Genomic DNA, 19,214 nt, shown 5'->3' with positions numbered 1-19,214 from the left:
CTGCGATAGCCACGAAGAAGCCAACACCAGGCTGGCTAGATGCGAGTGCGATTGACTCGCAACAAGGCCTGTGGTCAGACGCCCTCCCTGTCGTTCCCCTGAAGAGCTCCATGTCCCCTCGTCTCCTCGCCACCGTCGCCCTCCTGCCGCTGCTGCTGGCCGCGCTTCCCGCGGCGGCCCAGGAGGGGCCCACCCCGGACGCGACGCTTTTGGACGAGGTGGTGGTCGCCGCCTCCCGGATCGAGACCCCGCGCTCCGCGATCGCCGCCACGGTCGAGCTCATCGACGCCGAGGCCATCGTCCAGCAGACGGCGCTGGCCGCCTCGGCCGTCGATACGGTGGCGGCCCTGGTGCCCTCCTTCTCGCCGACGCGGCAGAAGCTGTCGGGCTTCGGCGAGACCCTGCGCGGACGCTCGCCGCTCTATCTCGTCGACGGCGTGCCGCAGTCGACGCCGCTGCGCGACGACAGCCGCGACGGCTACACCATCGATCCCTTCTTCATCGACCGGGTCGAGGTCATCTTCGGCTCCAACGCCATCCAGGGCGTCGGGGCCACCGGCGGCGTGGTCAACTACGTCACCGCCCGCACGCCGGCCGAGGGCGAAGGCCTGACGGGCCGGATGATGGCCCAGATCACAACCGACGATGAGCTGCAGGGCGACGGCGTCGGCGCCAAGATCGCCGCCATCGGCGGACGTGACTTCGGCGCCTTGGACCTGACCCTGGGCGCCGTCTTCGAAACCCGCGGGGCCTATTACGACGCCGACGGCCGCCGCATCGGCTTCGACGGCGCCCAGGGCGAGGTGCAGGACTCGCAGGTCCTCTCGCTGTTCGCGCGCGGCGGCTGGGATCTAGACGGCGATCGCCGGCTGGAGGGTTGGGTCAACCGGTTCGATCTGGAAGGCGACGGCGACTATGTGACCGTGGCGGGCGACCGGGCGACGGGCGTCCCGACCACGGCCGTGCGCGGCGCGGCACCGGGTAGGCAGCCGTCAAATGCCGTGACATCGGCGGCTCTGAGCTACACCGACCGCGACCTGTTCGGCGGCGTCCTGCGGGCCCAGGTCTTCGCCCACGATTACCAGGGCGTATTCGGCGGCGGCAGCTTCCCCGACTTCCAGGATCCCCGCATCGCCCCGGTCGGGACCCTGTTCGACCAGTCGGCCAACAATTCGGAAAAACTGGGCTTCAAGATCGACTGGCAGGGCCAGGTTCCCGGCCTGACGGGCCTGAAGGCACTGGTCGGCCTCGACGGCCTGCGCGACCGGACCTATCAGGAACTGATCCTGACCGGGCGCAACTGGGTGCCCGAGACGGCCTACGAGAGCCTGTCGCCCTTCCTGCAGCTGAATCAGTCGGTCCTGGCCGACCGCCTCAGCCTGTCGGCGGGCGTGCGGCACGAATCGGCGAAGCTTAAGGTCGACGACTTCCAGACCCTGTACGCCTACGGCCCTCAGACGGTGGCGGGCGGCGAGCCGGGCTTCGAGGAGACCCTGTTCAACGTCGGCGCCGCCTTCGAGGTGACGCCGGCTCTCCTCGTCCACGGCTCCTTCGCCCAGGGTTTCACCATGCCGGACGTCGGTCGGGTGCTGCGCGGCATCAACCGTCCAAACCAGGACGTCGACACCTTCCTCAACGTCGAACCGGTCGTGTCGGACAACACCGAGGTCGGGGTGGAATACCGCGGTGCGCGCGTCGAGCTGTCCGCCGCCGTGTTCCGGTCCGAGGCCGAACGCGGCTCGCTGCTGAACCGCCTGCCCTCGGGCATCTTCGAGGTGCAGCGGCAGCCCACGCGGATTGATGGACTGGAGCTGAAGGGTCTATGGCGCGCCACGGACGCCCTGACCCTTGGCGGCAGCTACGCCGCGCTCGACGGCCAGAGCGACAGCGACGGCGACGGCGACCTGGACCGCGACCTGAACGGGGCCAACATCTCGCCGGACCGCCTGCTGCTGTGGGGCGAGTACGAGACAGGCCCGATCGCCCTGCGCCTTCAGGCCCAGACCTTCCTCGCGCGCGACTTCGACGGCGAGCCCGCGGCGAACGGCTTCGAGGGTTATGCCGTGTTCGACGCCGTGGCCCTCTACGAGACCGGTTTCGGCGCGGTGTCGCTGGGGGTTCAGAATCTGCTAGACGAGCAGTACATTTCCTATTTCTCCGACACTCAGGGCCCGACCGACAACCTTCGCTATTTCGCCGGTCGCGGGCGCACGGCCACCCTGACCCTGACCCAGAGTTTCTGAGCCGGTGATGGGCGCGATCCGCACGTTCCACGCCTGGGCCGGGACCGCCCTCTCGATCCTGGCCGTGTTGTTCGGCCTTACGGGATCGTTGCTGGTGTTCGAGGACGACTGGATCCGCGCCACCGTCCCCGCCGCGCGCGCCGAGATCGATCTCGATGCCGCCCGTCTGGGTGCGGCGCTCAACCGGCTCGAGGCGGCCGAGCCCCGCCTCACCTCGGTGGTCCTGCCGGGCGGGGCGGTCGGCGTTCACCGGCTCTACCTGGCCGACGACGATTTCGGCTACGCCGACGCCGACGGCAAGGTGGTGGACAGCTGGCGCGGCGCGGCGCGAGCCGAGACCTGGATCTTCGACCTGCACCACGAGCTGCTGGCCGGTCACACCGGCAAGCTGGTCGCCGGCGGCGCCGGCCTGGCCCTCGCGCTGATGATCCTGACCGGCCTGATCGTCTGGATTCCCGCCTGGCGCGCCACCGGCTGGCGGGTCTGGCCCCGCTCGGGGGCCCGGCGCGAACTGATCGGCAGCCATCGTAATCTCGGCCTGATCTTCGCCATCCCGCTGGTCGTCTTCAGCCTCACCGGAGGGGCCATCGTCTTTCACGGCACGACCCAAGCCCTGCTGGGGGCCGTCCCGGCGCCGACGGCGCCGGTGGTCGGGACGGGAGACGTCGACTGGGCTCGCGCGCTGACGGAAGCCCAGGCCCGCTTCCCTGAAGCGACCCCGCGCATGGCCGTCCGCCCCGCCGCGCCGGGCAGGCCCGCCACGATCCGTCTGAAGCAGCCCGGCGAGTGGCATCCCAACGGCCGCACCACCGTGACCATCGATCCGGCCACCAGCCGGGCGGTCGCGACCTCCGACGCCAACGCCCTGCCGACCGGCGTCCGGGCCTACAACGCCTTCTACCCCCTGCACGCCAGTTCGGTCGGCGGCTGGCTCTATAGCGCGGTGACGGCGCTCAGCGGCGTCGCCATGGCGGCCCTGGGGGTGGTCGGCGCCTGGGCCTTCCTCGGAAAGCCCCGACGCCGCTCGCCTCGATCGAAACCGACCCGCTGAGGACAAGCGGGCGAGGGAGCGGAAGGGTTTGCCGGATTCCCGGGTCTTGCCCTCCGCTGGTCGCCACTCGAGGCCTGATGCACTCACACCGCCCCGCGCGAACCCCTACGCGCGACCACCGGCGGCAAGGCCTCGTTCACCGTGTCGGGCAAGCCTTCCTTGGCGCCTGTGGGGGGATGATGGCTGGATGACGGAAGATCCAGCACCCCCGGAGCGCCGACGCCCGCCGCCGATCGCGCGCGGCGGCTGGCTCGACCTTCTGCGTTTCGTCGTGGGGGCGATGATCGTCCTCTATCACTTCCGCGAGGCCGCTCCGATCCCCTTGCCGCTCTTCCATCCGGTCTTCGACCGCGGCTATCTGCTGACCGACTTCTTCATCATCGACTCCGGCTACGTTCTCGCCCGCGTCTACGGCGAGCGGCTCGCGAACCGGCGAATTCCGCTTTCCGTCTTCTACCGTCAGCGATTTCTCAGGGTGGTTCCGGCCCACATGACCGTCAGCCTCGCCCTGGCGGGGCTGGTGCTGACGGCGGCGATCCTGGGCCAAACACCCAGCCACCCGGAATGGTTCGACTGGTCCCGGTTTCCCGCCCAGTTCTTTCTGGTGCAGGCCTATGGGGTGCCGGGCGGAGAGGGATGGAACGCGCCGACCTGGACGCTCTCGGCGCTCCTGGGCTGTTACGTCAGCCTGCCCTTCCTCGCTCGCGCGGCGCGCGGCCTGTCCCCATGGCTGATCCTCGCTCTTGGGGTGGGCGGGCTGCTCGCCGCCAACCTGTCCGCCCACGCCGCCTTCGGGTTGCCGATCTACGAGATGCCGTTGCGCCTCGGCTTCCTGCGGGCCTTTCCGCTGTTCGCCCTCGGCGTCGCCGTGGCTCTGTTCGCCCGGCACGTCTACTGTCCGCCCCGACTGGCGGCCGGTCTAGGTGGTTTCGCCCTGGTGGCTGTGGCGGGTCTGCAGGCTCTGGGACCCAATAATCTGGCGACCCTCGGCCTCCTGACCGTCATCATCTTCGCCACCGGGGCCTTGCCGGTCCGGCGCCCGTCCAGGCTGGTCGAGCACCTCGCCCTGATGGCGTTCGCGATCTTCCTGACCAACGAAGTGGCCCGGATCGTGTGGTTCGGCGGGCTCGAGGCCGTCGATTGGCGGAGTTGGAGTCCGTTAGTGCAATGGACCGCCTGGGCGGTCGGCCTGGCCGCGGCTTTCGGCGGCGCCGCCGTCTTCCGCTACGGCTTCGACCGGCCGACGCAGGTCTGGTTCAATCGTCCGAACTCGGAGACGCGATCGACCTCCGCCGCGGCCAAGTCGCCCGTTCCCGCGCTATAGGCCGGTCCTTCGCACAACCTCGGCGAGGTTCACATCATGGCGGCGGGGGGCGCCTGGGTGCCCATGATCGCCACGATCAGAAGCAACATGGCGGCCAGCACGGTCTCTAAAGCCAGGCTGCGCCGCAGGCGGCGCAAGGCGAGCGGACGGGCCTGCTCATCCTCAAGCGCCGATCCGAGATGCGGGGTCAGGACGAAGCGGTTCGACGCCGCGAGGGCCAGCATGCCGGCGAACAGGACGAGTTTCAGGACCAGAAGAACGCCGTAGGGCGTCGTCAACAGGCTCCCGAGCCGGCTGAGTCCGATGAGATAGGCGCTGTTCACCAGACCCGTGATCGTCAGCAGGACGACGGCGAGCGTTCCCAGACCGGAGAACCCCTCCAGGGCGGCGTGCGTCACCGACGCGCCCGCCGCGTGCCCGTGGCGGGTACGCAGCATCAGGAACAGCGCGACCAGACTGCCGAGCCAGAGTCCGGCGGCGAGCGCGTGAACGACATCGGCGATCAGATGCGGCCAGCGGCCCGCCCCTTCCGTCGCCGCGCCGTGACCGGTCCAGGCCAGGCTGGCGCTCAACACGGCGCCGACGACAGTCAGCGCGATCCAGCCGCCGCGTCCCGGTTTCGGGCTGAGCAGCAGCACGGCGGCCAGAAGAGCCATCGCCGCGCGAACCAGGAAGCCGACGCCCAAGCCCGTGCCGAAGGCCACGTAGGACAGCGACTCCGGCTTCAGCGCATCGGTCAGCGATCCCGCCATCACGGCGGTCTGGACCACTAGGTTGGCGAGAGCAGCCAAGACGGTCGCCACGGCGGCGACCAGTAGCGTCGTTCGCGGCCACCTCTCGGCGGCCGCGTCCGACATGGGCATCCTGAACGCGAAGAACAGGGGGACGCCAAACAGCAGGACGGCGCCGATGTACTGCCCCAGCCTCAGCAGGACGACCGTTGTCTCCATCTGATCAGCGGACCGAGAAGTTGGTGGACCCCGTCATCCGGTGCCCGTCCGGAGACGCCACCCGCCAGTTGACCACATAGGCCCCGGCCGCCAACGGCCTCGCCGGAGCGCCCGAGATCGTCTTGCCGTCCTCGGACACCCGTGTCTGGACACGGATGGTCGCGCCCGCCGCATTGACGAGATCGAAACCGGAGAAGGCCGGCGCCACGCGCTCGCTGAAGGTGAGGCTGATGGTGCGCGGCGCCGCGACCGCAGCGCCGGCGGCCGGCGTGGCGCTCACGAGACGCGCGTGTGCATCCGCCTGACCGGCGACCAGGGAAAGCGCCGCGACGGTCGCGGCGAGCGATGCGATTTTGAAACGGGTCAACTCAAACTCCTAGGAAGGGACGCCCCTACTGTCTCTTACGCGGCACGCGCCCCCGCCCCTCACGAAATGAAACTGAAGCCGGCCGGCCCCCGACAAAAACACTCGACGGCGGGTTCATCCACAAACTCGGCTTCAGGGATTTAAACCGGATCAGTTGGTGGCGGCCGGCAAGCAGAGACACATCTACCAAGGGAAGGCCGGACAAAGTGAGTCACGGTCCAGTCGCGCTTCGGCACAGCGGGTCCGCTCAACCGCTGTCACCGGCAGGGCGCCGGTCTGGACGACAACGCCTTGTAGAGGCGCCGCCGCGTCGCAGACCGCAGGTCGCTAAGCGCCGCCTCGCCGATCGCCTAGACGCGGAACTCGAGCATCACGCGAGAATTCGCCGATTACTGCTCGTCGGCGCATAGTCGAAAGTTCATGCGCTTCGGGGCCCACCAGCGCCTGCGTAAACGCTAGCAGTCGGTTCAACCGGTCACTGGATATCCCGCGAGCCTTACCCATCAGTTCGCAACGCGCCATAACGACAGGCACCACAGGCTCGCCGCAGACTGTGAACCCGATCCTCAAGAATCGAAGGAACAGGGCGCCTGAGAACCACGCGGGGTAGAGGCTGGTGCGCCACGGCGCCTGCGCTATCCGACCTGCCGGTCTGCACACATTGGTTTGGGCTCTCTTCCGACGAAGCGCACCGTCTCCGCTTTCAGATCGACTTCAGCTGCGAACCCTGCCGAACCCGAGCCTACTTCTGCGGCGCGCCATCGGCGTCGTCTGCGCCGTGCGACCGCCAGCCTAGGTCACTAGACGCCTTCGGCCGAAGACCGCCGATGATCCGTTCGATGCCGCAGAAGCTTAGTCGCACTCGGTTTTGCGCCGCCGTCGCAAATCACCCGCCAACGGATCATGCCTTCCGTACCCCCATTTCGGCGACGCCAGCGGCGAGGGTCAACCTTGAGGGGTGTTTGGTTTGAACCGTTCCCGAAACGTCGGGTAAGCTGAAACCATCGTCACCCAGGCTCGCAGTTGGAGCAGTTTCTTGACGGCGCTTTCGGACACCATCCAGTTCACAGTCATTCGAGGCGAAGGCGATTGGCGCGTCCTCCGCGATGGCCGAGACGCCGGCCACTTCGATTTCAGCGTCGACGCCATCGAGTCAGCCCTGGTCCGCGCTACCACGTTGATCGAAAAGGGCGAGACCGTCGAAGTTTTCGTCCAGGACGCGGCAGGCCAGCTTAGACAGGTCGATCCTGTCGGTGGCGAGGTACTGCACTAACGTCCTCGACCGTCGTCGAGCGCCGATATCCGGTCTTCTGCACCTGTTCGAGCAATCCCCACCGGCTTGGAAAGCGTTGTTCGACGCGTCCGAGAGCTCCGACCATCCCGGTCGACTGAAAAATTCGCGACATATGAGGGAAGGGAGGAGACGCCGCGCAGTCAACAAAGAGGGGCCGCGATTTGGCCGCAATGTCGCTAGGGGGAAACCATTGGCCAATAAGTTTTCAGGAGCCGGCTCGTCGCCTCCTCTGTCCTGACCGGAATCACGATCGTGGCGACAGCGACGGCCCTGCCTGTCGCGGCGCAAAACCGTCCCTCCTCCGAGACATCGTCATCCGAACCGGCCGCAGAGCTGGAAGCTGTTGTCGTCACCGGGTCTCGCATCGCCCGACAGGACTACATCGCCAACAGCCCGATCGTGACCGTGACCCAAGAGGATTTCCAGGCGACGGGATCGGTCAACATCGAGAGCTTGATCAACGAATTGCCGCAGTTCACGGCCTTGGGCAACGCGGCCTCTAACAGCCCAAATCTGGCGGGCCAAGCCAATGTGCAACTCCGTGGTCTTGGATCGACGCGAACCCTCGTTCTTCTCGACGGGCGCCGGATGGTCCCATCCAACGCCTCGTCGGTCGTCGATCTCAACCTGTTGCCCACCCCCCTGATCGCTAGCGTCGAGACGATCACGGGCGGAGCCTCCTCGACCTACGGATCGGACGCGGTGGGCGGCGTGCTCAACTTCCTGCTCGACCGCCGCTTTGAAGGCTTCAAGCTAGACGCTCAGTACGGGGCCTCCGACCAGGGCGACGCGGAGGCGGAGGCGGTCAGCCTAACGCTCGGCGGGGACTTCGCCGAGGGACGGGGTCACGCTGTTCTTTCGGCCAGCTATTCCAACCGGGCGTCCGTGCTCAACGCCAGTCGCTCTTTCTCGCTCATCGGCGGGTTCGCCGGCGCCTCGCCGCTCGGGTCGACGGTGTTCGACGCCTCAAACTTGCCGACAGCCGCCGCCGTCAACGCCGCCGTTTCCGGCGCTGCACGGGGCGATACGTTCGGCTTCAACAACAACGGAACCTTGTTCACCTATCAGGGCGCGCGCGATTACGTGAGTCCCGGCGGCATAGACTATGAGGGGTTCCGCAAGCCGGGTCCGTTGCAGCAGACGGACTTCACCTACAGCACCGTTGATCGCAACTATCTGATTATTCCCCAGACCCGGTACAATGTGTATGCGGCCGCGAGCTACGAGCTCACCGAAGCGGTCGAGTTTTACACGGACGTCCTGTTTTCTCAGTATCAGGCCGGCAACCAGCTCGCGTCCAACCCGGGTACCGGCCCCACTACGGGCTTCCGTATCCCATCTACCAATCCGTTCATTCCTACTGAACTGCGCGGTGTCCTCAACTCGCGACCCAATCCGGCCGGGAGTTTCCGCCTCGACAAACGATTCAACGAGCTCGGTCCGCGCCGCCAGAACGAAAATTACAGCGTCTACCAGATCACCACGGGCTTACGCGGCGATCTGGTCGGTCTGCGCGACTGGACCTACGACGCCTACTTGACCTATGGCCGGGTAGACAACGACACCAATTACACTGGCTATCTCTCTCGCTCCGCCATTCAGCGGCTCCTGGAGGCGTCAGACGGCGGCGCGTCGCTCTGCACCGGCGGTTTCAACCCCTTCGGCGCCAATCCGTTGAGCGCCAGCTGTATCGCCTATGTCAGCCGGGTGCCGCGCAATAAAACTACGAACGATCAGCGTGTAGTGGAAGCCAATTGACGTGACCCCCGTTTCTCATCCAGCCATAACGAGAGTCCTAGGTTGATCTGAGCTGTGATCGGCTGGGTTGGCAAGAGGCCGGTCAGCGCAGCCTCCAACCAGCGCAGCAGGCCGGCCGATGTGTCCGGTGAGCGCTTCTGCATAAGCCTGCGGCGTCAGCCACCCGAGCTTCGAGTGCGGACGCTGCTCGTTGTAATCGCGTCGCCACGCCTCCAGCACGGCGCGAGCGTGCGGCAGCGAGCGGAACAGCGTCTCGTTCAGCAGCTCGTCACGCAGCCGCCCGTTGAAGCTTTCGTTGAAGCCGTTCTGCTGGGGCTTGCCCGGCGCGATGTAGTGCCAGCCGACGCCGGTGTCGTCGGCCCAGGCCAGGACCGCGTTCGAGGTGTACTCCGTGCCGTTGTCGCTGACGATGGTGTCGGGCCGCCCTCGCTGCCGGATGACGGCGTCCAACTCCCGCACGACCCGCGCGCCCGACAGCGAGGTGTCGGCCACCAGCGCCAGGCACTCGCGCGTGCAGTTATCGATCACCGTCAGGATGCGGAAGCGCCGCCCGTCCGTCATCTGGTCTGCGACGAAGTCCAGCGACCAGCGCTGGTTGGGCGCCAGCGGCAGGTCCAGCGGTCGCCGCGGGCCCATCGCTCGCTTCCGGCCGCCGCGCCGGCGCACCGTCAGTTGCTCCTCGCGATAGATCCGCTGGACCCGCTTCCTGTTGACCGCATGGCCCTCGCGCCGCAGCAGCACGTGCAGGCGACGATAGCCGAACCGTCGACGGTCCTGGGCCAGGGCCTTCAGCCGGTCGCGCAGAGCGCCGTCGTCCGGGCGCGTCGCCTGATAGCGCACGCTCGTCCGATCGACGCCCAGCACACGGCACGCCCGCCTTTCGCTCATCTCGTAGGCGGCCTGCAGATGGCCAGCCGCCTCGCGATAGCCGGCGGGCGTCACCACTTTTTTCCCAGCAGGTCCTTCAGGGCCACGTTGTCCAGCATCGCGTCCGCCAGCATCCGCTTCAGCCGGGCGTTCTCATCCTCGAGCGCCTTGAGCCGCCGAGCCTCCGACACGTTGAGCCCGCCAAACTTGGCCTTCCATTTGTAAAAGGTCGCCGAGCTGACCCCGTGGCGTCGGCACACCTCCGCCGTCGCTACACCGGCCTCCTGCTCCCACAGGATCCCGATGATCTGCTCTTCCGTGAACCTCGATCGCTTCATTCTGTCCGTCCTTCGTTGGGCGGACTCTAGCTATTCCTGGAGGAGTTTCAGGGGGTCACGTCACCCCAAACAGCTTCTGGAAAGCGCCCTGCGCATGCGGCCGGACCGCATCCTGCTGCAGGAGCTTCGCGACGGCACGGCCTTCTTCTACCTGCGCAACGTCAACTCGGGGCATCCCGGTTCGATCACCACCGTGCACGCGGATTCGGCCGCCCTCGCCTTCGAGCAACTGACCTTGCTGGTGCGGGAATCCGAAGGCGGGCGCGATCTGCCGCGCGAGGACATCCGCGCCCTGTTGCACCTGCTCGTCGATGTCGTCGTCCAGATGAAGAAGGTCGACGGCCGGTTCCGTGTGACGGAGATCTGGCATGACCCGCTTCGCAAGCGCCAGCCCGGCGACTAGGGGGGCGCTGATCGCCACCGCGGGCCTCGCCGCCGCCGCAGTCCTGGGCGTTCTCACCGTGACCATCGCCCTCATCGGCCTGGGTCGGTTCTCCGGCGATATCGACCCGACGCGCGTCCCCGGCTGGCTCTGGTACTACCGTCACGATCCCGAGTTGCGGCGCTGGCTGGCCGTGGGCCTGTCATGCGCGGGTCTGGTCGGCGGGATCCTGATCGTCGCCGTGCTGCTCCACCAGAGACGCCCGCTGCACGGCGCCGCCCGATGGGCGTCGGCGGCCGAACAGCGCCACGCCGGTCTGAGGTCGCGCCGCGGCGTGGTCCTGGGGCGGGCCGACGGCGCCTTCCTGATCGCCGACGGCCCCGAGCATGTGATGCTCTACGCCCCGACGCGCACCGGCAAGGGCGTCGGCGTGGTCATCCCGAACCTGCTTGCTTGGCCGGACTCGGTCGTGGTGCTGGACATCAAGCGCGAGAACTATGTCGCCACCGCCGGCTACCGCGCCGAGGCCGGCCAGACGGTCCATCTGTTCGATCCCCTGGCGTCGGACGGCCGAACCGCGCGGTTCAACCCCCTGGCCCACATCGACCGCGCCGATCCGATCCAGGTGCTGGACGAGCTTCAGCGCATGGCGGCGATGCTGTTTCCAGTCCATGACAGGGCCGATCCCTTCTGGGCCGAGGCGTCGCGCACTGGCTTCATCGGCGTGGGCGGCTATGTCGCCGCCACGCCCGATCGCCCCTTCACCCTCGGCGAGATCTTCCGCCAGCTGACCGCCGGCAACGCCCGTGCTCGGCTGCCCCGCATCGTCGCGGCGCGCGCGCGGGAGGGACGCCCTCTTCCGGGGCCCGTCGTCGCCGCCCTGACGGACTTCACCAGCTCCAGCGAGAACACCTTCGCCTCCGTGCGTCAGTCGATCACCACTCGCATGGGGCTGTGGCTCAACCCCCGGATCGACGCCGCCACCTCGGTCTCGGATTTCGACCTGCGCGACCTGCGCCGCGGCGATCTCTCCCTCTATCTGGGCGCCACGCCGGACAACATGCTGAGGATCCAGCCGCTCTATGCGCTGCTTTTTCAGCAGCTGGTCGATCTCAACAGCCGCAGCCTTCCCGCCCCCGCCGACCGTCCGACCCTCGTCCTGCTCGACGAATTCGCTCGCCTCGGCCCGGCGCCGGTGCTGGCCCACGCCTTCGCCTGGGTGGCGGGCTACGGACTGCGTCTGCTGGCCGTGCTTCAGAGTCCCTCCCAGCTCCGGGCGCTCTACGGACCCGATCTGGCAGAGGACGTGATGACCAATTGCGGCATCGAGATCGTCTTCGCGCCCAAGGAACTGAGGATCGCCCGGGAGCTCAGCGAACGGCTGGGCTATTATACGACGGACGGGCGAAGCCGCAGCCGGCCGGCCGGCCTCGCGCGCGGCCGACGCAGTACGACCGTGTCCGACCAGCGCCGGGCGCTGATGCTGCCCCAGGAGCTCATGCAGCTTCCGCAGACCGCCCTGATCGTCCTGAAGGCCGGTCTTCCGCCTGTTCGCGGCCGCAAGATCGCCTACTGGCGCGACCGGATTTTCCAGCGCCGTCTGCGTCCCGCTCCCACGCCCGGGCCGACGGTCGAAGCGCCGGTCGTCCCGCCCGCTCTCGAGGAGGATCCCATGGATTTCGACGTCATCGCCCGCGCCTTCGCCGCCGAAGGCCTTCCTCCGCCCCCGCCCGACGCGGATGAAACCGATGTGGCGGCCTGGCTCGACCGCGTCGTCGACGCCACCCCGCCGGAGCGCGAGCCATGACCCCGTCAGAGCCCGCTCCGGCGGTCAACCGCCTGCGGCCCGCGCCCGGCGCACCCGCCCGCTCCACCGCCAAGGGCGACGTGCCGGACGCGGTGCTCGACCGCTATCTGGTCGAGGGCGATCTCAGGGGCCGGGCGGAGCGGTTCTTCCGGGATCATCGTGCGCCCGCGCCGATGTTCCGCGACCGGGGTGGATCGCTCACCTCGACCCAGGCCTATCCCGACGCCGTCATCGACATGCTCAAGATCGCGCGGCACCGCGGCTGGGAGCGGATACAGGTCTCTGGCGACCCCGCCTTCCGGCGCGAGGTCTGGATCCAGGCCCAGAGCCTGGGTCTGGAGGTCCACGGCCATCGGCCCAGGGACCGCGATCGCCAGGCGGCCGGAATCGACCGGGCTTCCTCCCAGAAGGCCCTCCAGGATCCGCTCGCCGAGCGGCTCGCCCGCGCGGCCGTGGTGGTGGCCCGTCTCATCCCCGATCCCGCCATCCAGACCAAGCTGCTGGAGGCCGCCTGGGCGCGCGCCGGCCGCGCGCGTCCGACGGAACGGGACACGACGCGCGACCGCGAGCGGCGGCGCTAGCGGTCGCGCCTAGAAAGTGTTCTTCAGATACGGCGACACGGTGAAGGCCGGGAATCCGACGCCGTCCCTCATCCGGTTCATCAGGTCCCAATACATGCCCAGCGCCAGCGGATCGCGGATGTCCGCCGGAATATCGAAGCTGTAATCGCCCTCGAACCGGTCGCCACGTCGCCAGGCCCGGGCGAACTCCGGCGAGAGGTAGGCGAACAGGGCCCGGCGGATCTGGTCCAGGAACTCGCCGATGGTGCTGGCGTGATAGGAGAAGACGTCGGTGTAGAACCACTGCTGGAAGTCCGGCACCGACCGATAGACCATCCCCTCATCGACCTCATGGCCGTGCCGCGCGAGCATCGCCCTGATCTGCTTCACCCGGGCATCGAGCCGGGAGAAGTTGTGCTTGTTGGCGTCGCCGACGACCTTGAGCAGCCAGATGCGGGAGACGCGCAGGTCCACCGACAGGTCGAGTCCGGGAAGCCAGACCTTGGGACAGACGCACTCCGCGTTCAGCCAGTCCGCGAAGGCCGAGGCGGAAGCCGCCAGACCGGAGGCGTCGGCGCCCAGCGTCGGCTGACGGCCGATGGCGTCCAGATAGAACAGATAGGTTCGATCAGTTTCGCGCGCGCCTGCGGTCGACGGGGCGAAGGCGAAGGGCAGCGCAGACGGCCGGGGCTGGGCCAGGAAATCCGCCAGCAGGATGGCGAAGACCCGTTTGTGGGTTCCCGACTTGAACACCAAATTGGTCGGGCGGGAGGTCATCGGGTACTCGAAGATCTCCAGATTGACCATGTCGTCGATCATGTCCCAGACCGCCTTGAGCAGGATCGCTTCCTGCTCGATCGGGGCGTAGCGCGGGGTCAACCCGTCGCCGCGGCGTTGGCGCGGTCCGCGAGCGCCGCACACGTCTCCATGAGCTTCTCGAATGGCTCGGCGTCCGCCTCCAGCAGGCCGTCCTCGACCATCCGGCGGTAGTCATCCCCGAGGGCCTCCAGCGAGGCGCCTTCAGGCTTCAGACGCAGCCCGCCCGTGACCGCCTGTCCATAGTCGATCTCCGCGCCGTCGGCGGTCTCGCGGAAGAACATCGCCTTGTGGCGCGCGACCGCCTCGGCGACCGCCCGATCCGCGATCGCGGTCTCGGCGAAGCCGGCCGCGTCCAGTCGGGACAGATCGTGCCAGTGGCGAGAGAAGCGATCGCCCCGGAGTCGTCCCTGCGCGCAATAGACGTGGGCGGCGGTGGCCTTCTCCCAGAACGTCCGCTCGGCCGCCATCACCCGCGGCGTGGCGGTCGGGAAGACGACGCCTTGCAGATGGGCCGCCGCATCGCAGACCACGGGTCGCGGCGCGCTCGGCTCGCCGGTCGCCCGCGCGCCGAACTCGAGCATCACGCTGGGCGAGACATAGCCGGTGCCAGTGCTGGTCGGCGCATAGTCGACGAAGGCCTTGGCGCCTTCGATCCGCACCGTGGCGCCGACGCCGTCTGCGGCGATCCGGGCCTCCAGAAGCGGCCGCACCTCGCCCTCTACCCAGAGCGGCAACAGCCGCTGAACGTCCCGGGACCAGCGCCGCTCCTCGGCGCGAGTCTGCGGCACGGGGTCTTCAGGCGCATCGGCCAGATCGGGAAGCAGGCGACGGATGTCCCAGGTCAGATCGATGTCTTCCGAGAACCGCTGGATGACGTCGTAGGCCTTGGACAGGGATGTCCCGCCCTTGAAGACCAGGCCTTCGCCCAAGGGCGACTCGAACAGCGCGTTCAGGGCCCAGACGACCCAGACGTCCTTCTCGAGCAGATGGGCGGGCCGGCCGGAGTCCGACGCCGCCGCCGCGAGGGCTTCAGCGCGGTCCTCGGCCGAAAGCTGCAGGAAGATTTCAGACATGGGCCGCCTGGCTGACCGACCGCGCCAGCCAGGTGGGCAGACGCGGTCCGACGGACACCAGTTCGCCGAAGGCGGCGGGTCCCAGCTTTCGTTTCAGGGCCTCCAGCGCCGTCGCGGCCTTCTCCGGCCCCAGCCAGGCCAGGGCGCGAACCGCTTCGCCGGCCGGACGATCGGCCAGGAGCAGCTGCCATGCCGGCGCATGTTTGAACTCCACCGTCTGCTTGCCAACGTTGAGGAGCCGGCTCTTGCCGTTGGTCAGATAGACCATGCGGATCGGCACCTGGGTGGTCAGGCCCAGAGCGTTGGCCGCCGCCGCCCCGTTGGAGGCGACGACCTCGCCGCGCTGCTCGCTCACCGCGCGCACGACCGTTTCCACCGAAGGCGTCCGCGATCCGAAGCGGCTTTCCAGCGGACGCATGTAGACGCCGCGCCCGGCGCGCACGAGCCGCCCCCGTCGCACGAGGCGCGACAGGGCCTGATCCACCGCCGCGCGGCTGCCCAGATGGAGCAGCCCCTTGGCGGCGACCGGCGCGCCCTCCGGCAGGGCCCGGACGCGCTCCATGATCTGTTCAGCAAGGACTTGCATGATCGTCTCCGTGTCAGAAATATAGTTCTGTTTCTGACACTCCGCAACCGGGCCCGTGGAGTCGCGCCGCTTCATCGGCTTCGCTCTCGCCCGGTCGAGCGATCGACGCCTGCGTCCCTCAAGGCCTGGTCGCGCGTCTTCGGCCCGGGCCGGTCCCGCACGAACCGCTCCACCACCAGGGCCAGGGTGCGATCCGCCAGCCGATCGGACCGACCCAGTCGAACCGCTTCCGCGACCAGAGCGCGCCGCATCGCCAGTTCACGCGCCTGAATTGCCTCCAGCCACGGTCCCTCCCCGCCGTCGCCCCGGAGCGCGTCGCGGTAGGCGGCGGCGAGCGTCTCGGGCAGATCGCCCTTCCCCGCCACGAACCGCTCCCGCATCTTGCGGATCGGCGTCCGCTCCGCCTTTCGGGTCACGCCGCGCGTCCGCCGCGGGGTGGCCTCCGCCTCGATGGACCGGTCGCGCAGCGCCCGGGCGAAGCCCTCGCGCCAGATCTGCAGGTCGGCCTTGCGCGGATTCAGCCGCTCGCCCTCGCGTCCCAGCCGGCGCACCGTCAGATGCACGTGCGGGTGCCGTCCCTCGTCGTGCAGGGCGAAGACATAGGGGAAGCGCTCGCTGAAGGTCTCGGCCGCGAAGGCCCGGGCGGCGTCGTGCAGACGCACCGCATCCGTCCCCGCCGGCATGCTGAGCACGATCGACAGGGAGACCGAGGCGTCACGCCTGCGTCCCGGTTCCATCGCGAACTCCTCGGCCCAGTCGCGGGCGAGCGCATGCACCTCAGCGCGCCCGTCCAGCCGCTCCCCGTCCGGCCCTTCCAGAGTCAGGGCGCCATTGCGGCTGATGTAGTCGAGGTGCGCCTTCAGGTGGCCGCCGTCCCGGGTACGGCCGGTCACCTTGACCATCACCTCCGGCGCCCGGCGCAGGACCCGGATGAAGCGGGCGGCCGACTCCTGCCCTCTGTTCCGAGACGGCCGAAGCACCGCGGGCGTGATCCGCGCGCGGCGCGGATCGACCGGCGGCCGCAAGGCTTCCTCGAACCCGCGCGGCGAGCGGAAGTCGCTCACGGCCGCCCGGCCCAATAGGACAGGTTGCCGTCAAAGGCCTCGCCGAGCGCTTCCACCCAGGCCGCGATCTCAGCCTGAAAGGCGCCGAGCTGGGCCATCTCCAGATCGAGTACCTGCCCCTCCATCACCGCCGTGTTCAGGGCGCGGGCGATCTGGTTGATGTTCACGCCGATGCGCCGCAGCTCGCGCCGCACCTCGATCAGCGCCAAGGCCTCGGGACGGCTGAACTGCGGACGATCCCGCAACCGCCGCCGGATGAGCGCGACACTCCATTGGGTTCGCGACAGCCCCACGGCGGCGGCCTCGGCCTCCAGGAGACGCAGGTCGGTCTCGCCGAGGCGCAGGGTCAGCTTGCCCGACCTGGGCGCGCTGACCGCCTCCGGCGGCGCCGGAAAGGACGCCTGCGCAGCCCCCTCCATGAGCCGGCGAAGCAAGCGCGAGCGCCCGCCCTGCCCCGCCGCCGCGGCGTCGAACCGGCGGATCAGATCGGGCGAGACGCGAAGGGTGAGGCGGTCCATCGGGAGGTGGGTCTGTCAGACGTTGCCGGCGCAAAGCCTATCCTGCCCTTGACCGTCACCCCCCTCGCCCCGTAGGCCTCCGGTGCTGCACGTCCTCCCCTCGGCGACCGCTGCACGGCCGCTCGCCCGCCGTCCTGTCGGACGCCCCAGCCGGACGGATCATGAGGAGGGAAGCGGCCTCGGAGGCAGACGCCCGCGCTTTCGCGCGGGCGTCCTCCGTCAGCGGATCAGCAGCAGGGTCCGCCGTTACAGCAGGCCGCGAGAAGCTCGCAGCAGGAGGCGGCGGCCTTGACCACCGAGTCGGGCGCGGCCGCGAAGGCAGCCGAGGCCGAGGTCAGCAGCACGAGGGCCGCGAGCGAAAAAGCACGTTTCATTGTTGATCTCCATGGATCGGTTTTCTGAGAAAAGGATCGTCGGTGGAGATCAGGTTCGAGGGGGCGGGTCCTCCGCTTCCGGCTCCACCCCCGCGAGGGCGTCGGCCGGTAAACGATCGTGCACATCGGCGGAGGCCGCTACCGGGACGGCCGCGGCGGGCGTCGGAACCAGGCCATGGCAGAGCACGGCGCACAGCCGAGCGCAGCTCATCTTCACGGGATCGCAGGGGGCATCCGGACTGGAGCCGTCGGCGGGCGCCATCGGCATCGACATGGCCGCGGCCGGAGTCTCCCAGGCCGTGACCGGGCTCGACGCGAACAGCAGGGCGAACACGGCCAGAATGGCCGGCGCCCAGGCCGCAGTTGTTCGACGTCCGATCATCAAGCTCAATACGTCCAGCAAGACCCCAAGGTTACAGCGCAGGTGACGCGCGCGCCAGCCATGACCGGCGCGCGCCCCTGCATCTTTTACGTCCCCGGCGTCAGCCGCCCTCGCCGGCCGCATGAAGAAAGTCCACGGCGCGCTGGGCGTGGGCGGCGGCCGAGAAGATGAATCGCTTGTCGTCGCGCAGCACCTCGAGCCATGAGGCGACATAGGCGGCGTGATCCTCGCGCGGCTCGAGAGCCAGCCCCAGGTCGGCGCAGAGGAAGGCGGCGCCGATTTCGGCCACCAGTTCTTCCCGGGCGTAGCCGGCGTCTCCATGCCGGCGGCGTCCGAAGTCGCGGTCGAGCCGAGCGGGGTGCCTGGTCCAGTGCGTCAGCTCGTGGCCCAGCGTCGCGTAGTAGGCTTCCGGATCGCGGAAGCTTTCGAACACCGGCATCTGCACGAAGTCCGGTCCCGGCGCATAGAAGGCGCAGCCGCCGCCATGACGGACGTCGGCGCCCGTCGCGGCGAAGAACGTCTCGGCCCGGGCGATCCGTTGACCGAGGTTCAGGACCGGCGCGGGCGCCGGGGCGGACGAGGCCGGGAGACCCTCGATCTGTTCGACGTTGAAGACCGTGTAGGCCTTCAGGAACGGAATGCGTCGGGTCGTCTCCTCCCCGGCGTCGTCATCGTCGATGCGGACCAGCTGGTCGGCGTAGACGACGGTGGAGCCCTTTCCGCCCTTGCGGACATGAGCGCCCAGGGCCAGCGCCTGCCGGAAGGTCATCCAGGTGGAGGACTGAAAGCCTCGGGCGGCGGCCTCGCCCCACAGCAGGACGACGTTGACGCCGCGGTAAGGCGTGCCGTCGTGCCGGAGGGGTCGGCTGACGCTTTCGGATGCGGCCCAGGGCTGGCTCCAGGGCCGGACGCCGGCTTCGAGCTGGGCGACGATCTGGTGGGTGATGCGGGTGTAGAGGTCGGGACGTGAGGGTTCGTTGGGGCGCGACATGGCGGCCTCCTCAAGACGGGATTTGAAGAAGGGGCGGCGGCGCTGTCGTCAGCGCCGCCGCGGCTCGCTCAGCGGGACCAGATCAGGCTGTGTCCGCCATCGATCTCGACCAGCGAGGCGTAGATCGGGGCCGGGAAGCTGGGATCGTCGAGCTTGACCGACAGGTAGTCGCGGTTCTGCTGGCTCGTTTTCTTCCAGGCCGCGCCGAACTCGGTCTGGCCGGAGAAGATGCGGAAATCAGGAGCCTTGTCGTCGGTCTTGTCATTGGCCCGGAGTTGGGCCGCCTTGACGTTGAGGGTCAGGGTCTTGATCGAACCGCTGTAGCTGCCGTCCGCTTGCTGGGTGAAGGAACCGATGGTGGCCATGGAAGTCTCTCCTTGCTGATCTCGGGCCACGCCTGCCGCGGCCTCGATGGCGATCGGCGGACCGGAGGCCGGGCGGCCCGCAGGCGAGCACAGGGAGCCCC

20 protein-coding genes are annotated in these 19,214 nt (G+C 68.6%); 8 read left to right on the top strand and 12 right to left on the bottom strand.

Annotation, left to right across the window (positions count from 1 at the left end):
* Positions 1 to 110: 110 nt before the first annotated feature.
* The 3 genes from M8231_RS04640 (at position 111) to M8231_RS04630 (ending at position 4,618) form a co-directional block, all read left to right on the top strand.
* A complete protein-coding gene (locus M8231_RS04640; protein ID WP_250202364.1) occupies positions 111 to 2,243 on the top strand; it encodes a TonB-dependent receptor in 2,133 nt (710 codons plus the stop codon).
* Between the two features lie 7 nt (positions 2,244 to 2,250).
* On the top strand, positions 2,251 to 3,294 hold the full coding sequence (locus tag M8231_RS04635) for a PepSY-associated TM helix domain-containing protein (protein WP_250202363.1): 1,044 nt from the start codon (positions 2,251 to 2,253) through the stop codon (positions 3,292 to 3,294).
* A gap of 280 nt (positions 3,295 to 3,574) precedes the next feature.
* A complete protein-coding gene (locus tag M8231_RS04630; RefSeq protein ID WP_250202362.1) occupies positions 3,575 to 4,618 on the top strand; it encodes an acyltransferase family protein in 1,044 nt (347 codons plus the stop codon).
* Between the two features lie 29 nt (positions 4,619 to 4,647).
* Here M8231_RS04630 and copD read toward each other — a convergent pair whose 3' ends face one another.
* Together copD and copC are read right to left on the bottom strand one after the other, a co-directional pair.
* The gene (gene copD, locus M8231_RS04625) at positions 4,648 to 5,568 is read right to left on the bottom strand and encodes a copper homeostasis membrane protein CopD (RefSeq protein WP_054765322.1); all 921 of its coding nucleotides are present in this window, start codon (positions 5,566 to 5,568) and stop codon (positions 4,648 to 4,650) included.
* 4 nt (positions 5,569 to 5,572) lie between these two features.
* On the bottom strand, positions 5,573 to 5,935 hold the full coding sequence (copC, locus tag M8231_RS04620; RefSeq protein ID WP_066551017.1) for a copper homeostasis periplasmic binding protein CopC: 363 nt from the start codon (positions 5,933 to 5,935) through the stop codon (positions 5,573 to 5,575).
* A 1,036-nt stretch (positions 5,936 to 6,971) separates the two neighbouring features.
* Here copC and M8231_RS04615 point away from each other — a divergent pair.
* Both M8231_RS04615 and M8231_RS04610 read left to right on the top strand, forming a co-directional pair.
* Positions 6,972 to 7,208: a hypothetical protein gene (locus M8231_RS04615; protein ID WP_066551015.1), complete on the top strand. Its 237-nt coding sequence runs from the start codon at positions 6,972 to 6,974 to the stop codon at positions 7,206 to 7,208.
* Between the two features lie 273 nt (positions 7,209 to 7,481).
* Entirely contained in the window at positions 7,482 to 8,987 is a 1,506-nt protein-coding gene (locus tag M8231_RS04610) for a TonB-dependent receptor plug domain-containing protein (RefSeq protein ID WP_250202361.1), read from the top strand.
* Positions 8,988 to 9,002: 15 nt separating this feature from the next.
* Here the strand turns inward: M8231_RS04610 and M8231_RS04605 are convergent.
* Positions 9,003 to 10,192, bottom strand: a protein-coding gene (locus M8231_RS04605) for an IS3 family transposase (RefSeq protein ID WP_250201334.1) whose coding sequence is annotated in 2 segments (ribosomal slippage) — positions 9,003 to 9,940 and positions 9,940 to 10,192 — 1,191 coding nt in all. Because the reading frame shifts where the segments join, the coding sequence is not laid out codon by codon here.
* A gap of 94 nt (positions 10,193 to 10,286) precedes the next feature.
* Here M8231_RS04605 and M8231_RS04600 point away from each other — a divergent pair.
* From M8231_RS04600 to M8231_RS04590, 3 genes are read left to right on the top strand one after another with little or no spacing between them, the layout of a single operon-like run.
* Positions 10,287 to 10,595: an ATPase, T2SS/T4P/T4SS family gene (locus M8231_RS04600; protein ID WP_250202360.1), complete on the top strand. Its 309-nt coding sequence runs from the start codon at positions 10,287 to 10,289 to the stop codon at positions 10,593 to 10,595.
* Complete coding sequence (locus tag M8231_RS04595) at positions 10,561 to 12,381, top strand: type IV secretory system conjugative DNA transfer family protein (protein ID WP_112862334.1); 1,821 nt, start codon at positions 10,561 to 10,563, stop codon at positions 12,379 to 12,381. Before M8231_RS04600 ends, M8231_RS04595 begins: the two co-directional genes overlap by 35 nt.
* Positions 12,378 to 12,962, top strand: a complete 585-nt coding sequence (locus M8231_RS04590) for an LPD7 domain-containing protein (RefSeq protein ID WP_112862335.1) — start codon at positions 12,378 to 12,380, stop codon at positions 12,960 to 12,962. Before M8231_RS04595 ends, M8231_RS04590 begins: the two co-directional genes overlap by 4 nt.
* Positions 12,963 to 12,971: 9 nt before the next feature.
* On the opposite strand, the gene M8231_RS04585 is transcribed toward M8231_RS04590, so the two are convergent.
* From M8231_RS04585 to M8231_RS04545, 9 genes are all read right to left on the bottom strand, one after another.
* On the bottom strand, positions 12,972 to 13,820 hold the full coding sequence (locus M8231_RS04585) for a hypothetical protein (RefSeq protein WP_201462396.1): 849 nt from the start codon (positions 13,818 to 13,820) through the stop codon (positions 12,972 to 12,974).
* The gene (locus tag M8231_RS04580; protein ID WP_112862337.1) at positions 13,817 to 14,833 is read right to left on the bottom strand and encodes a nucleotidyl transferase AbiEii/AbiGii toxin family protein; all 1,017 of its coding nucleotides are present in this window, start codon (positions 14,831 to 14,833) and stop codon (positions 13,817 to 13,819) included. Before M8231_RS04580 ends, M8231_RS04585 begins: the two co-directional genes overlap by 4 nt.
* Complete coding sequence (locus M8231_RS04575; RefSeq protein WP_161638948.1) at positions 14,826 to 15,419, bottom strand: DUF6088 family protein; 594 nt, start codon at positions 15,417 to 15,419, stop codon at positions 14,826 to 14,828. The genes M8231_RS04580 and M8231_RS04575 overlap by 8 nt, the downstream gene beginning before the upstream one ends.
* Before the next feature lie 71 nt (positions 15,420 to 15,490).
* Positions 15,491 to 16,483: a relaxase/mobilization nuclease domain-containing protein gene (locus tag M8231_RS04570; protein ID WP_112862604.1), complete on the bottom strand. Its 993-nt coding sequence runs from the start codon at positions 16,481 to 16,483 to the stop codon at positions 15,491 to 15,493.
* On the bottom strand, positions 16,480 to 17,001 hold the full coding sequence (locus tag M8231_RS04565) for a MobC family plasmid mobilization relaxosome protein (protein WP_055808206.1): 522 nt from the start codon (positions 16,999 to 17,001) through the stop codon (positions 16,480 to 16,482). The genes M8231_RS04570 and M8231_RS04565 overlap by 4 nt, the downstream gene beginning before the upstream one ends.
* Before the next feature lie 227 nt (positions 17,002 to 17,228).
* Positions 17,229 to 17,375, bottom strand: a complete 147-nt coding sequence (locus M8231_RS04560) for a hypothetical protein (RefSeq protein WP_169802110.1) — start codon at positions 17,373 to 17,375, stop codon at positions 17,229 to 17,231.
* Between the two features lie 49 nt (positions 17,376 to 17,424).
* The gene (locus M8231_RS04555) at positions 17,425 to 17,766 is read right to left on the bottom strand and encodes a hypothetical protein (protein ID WP_157076425.1); all 342 of its coding nucleotides are present in this window, start codon (positions 17,764 to 17,766) and stop codon (positions 17,425 to 17,427) included.
* 91 nt (positions 17,767 to 17,857) lie between these two features.
* Positions 17,858 to 18,748, bottom strand: a complete 891-nt coding sequence (locus M8231_RS04550) for an ArdC family protein (protein WP_250202359.1) — start codon at positions 18,746 to 18,748, stop codon at positions 17,858 to 17,860.
* 68 nt (positions 18,749 to 18,816) lie between these two features.
* Positions 18,817 to 19,113: a DUF736 domain-containing protein gene (locus tag M8231_RS04545; protein ID WP_054765695.1), complete on the bottom strand. Its 297-nt coding sequence runs from the start codon at positions 19,111 to 19,113 to the stop codon at positions 18,817 to 18,819.
* Between the last annotated feature and the right edge of the window lie 101 nt (positions 19,114 to 19,214).

It is taken from the genome of Brevundimonas albigilva, assembly GCF_023573565.1.
Taxonomy (GTDB): domain Bacteria; phylum Pseudomonadota; class Alphaproteobacteria; order Caulobacterales; family Caulobacteraceae; genus Brevundimonas; species Brevundimonas albigilva.
The sequence above is the reverse complement of the archived record's forward strand: the minus strand, read 5'-3'. Positions and strand labels throughout refer to the sequence as shown.

Coding starts and splice junctions, on each gene's coding strand:
- M8231_RS04565 (WP_055808206.1), bottom strand. CDS start 17,001: ATGGACCGCCTCACCCTTCGCGTCTCGCCCGATCTGATCCGCCGGTTC.
- M8231_RS04545 (WP_054765695.1), bottom strand. CDS start 19,113: ATGGCCACCATCGGTTCCTTCACCCAGCAAGCGGACGGCAGCTACAGC.
- M8231_RS04580 (WP_112862337.1), bottom strand. CDS start 14,833: ATGTCTGAAATCTTCCTGCAGCTTTCGGCCGAGGACCGCGCTGAAGCC.
- M8231_RS04635 (WP_250202363.1), top strand. CDS start 2,251: ATGGGCGCGATCCGCACGTTCCACGCCTGGGCCGGGACCGCCCTCTCG.
- M8231_RS04600 (WP_250202360.1), top strand. CDS start 10,287: ATGCGGCCGGACCGCATCCTGCTGCAGGAGCTTCGCGACGGCACGGCC.
- M8231_RS04575 (WP_161638948.1), bottom strand. CDS start 15,419: ATGCAAGTCCTTGCTGAACAGATCATGGAGCGCGTCCGGGCCCTGCCG.
- M8231_RS04595 (WP_112862334.1), top strand. CDS start 10,561: ATGACCCGCTTCGCAAGCGCCAGCCCGGCGACTAGGGGGGCGCTGATC.
- M8231_RS04590 (WP_112862335.1), top strand. CDS start 12,378: ATGACCCCGTCAGAGCCCGCTCCGGCGGTCAACCGCCTGCGGCCCGCG.
- copD (WP_054765322.1), bottom strand. CDS start 5,568: ATGGAGACAACGGTCGTCCTGCTGAGGCTGGGGCAGTACATCGGCGCC.
- M8231_RS04550 (WP_250202359.1), bottom strand. CDS start 18,748: ATGTCGCGCCCCAACGAACCCTCACGTCCCGACCTCTACACCCGCATC.
- M8231_RS04560 (WP_169802110.1), bottom strand. CDS start 17,375: ATGAAACGTGCTTTTTCGCTCGCGGCCCTCGTGCTGCTGACCTCGGCC.
- M8231_RS04640 (WP_250202364.1), top strand. CDS start 111: ATGTCCCCTCGTCTCCTCGCCACCGTCGCCCTCCTGCCGCTGCTGCTG.
- M8231_RS04630 (WP_250202362.1), top strand. CDS start 3,575: ATGATCGTCCTCTATCACTTCCGCGAGGCCGCTCCGATCCCCTTGCCG.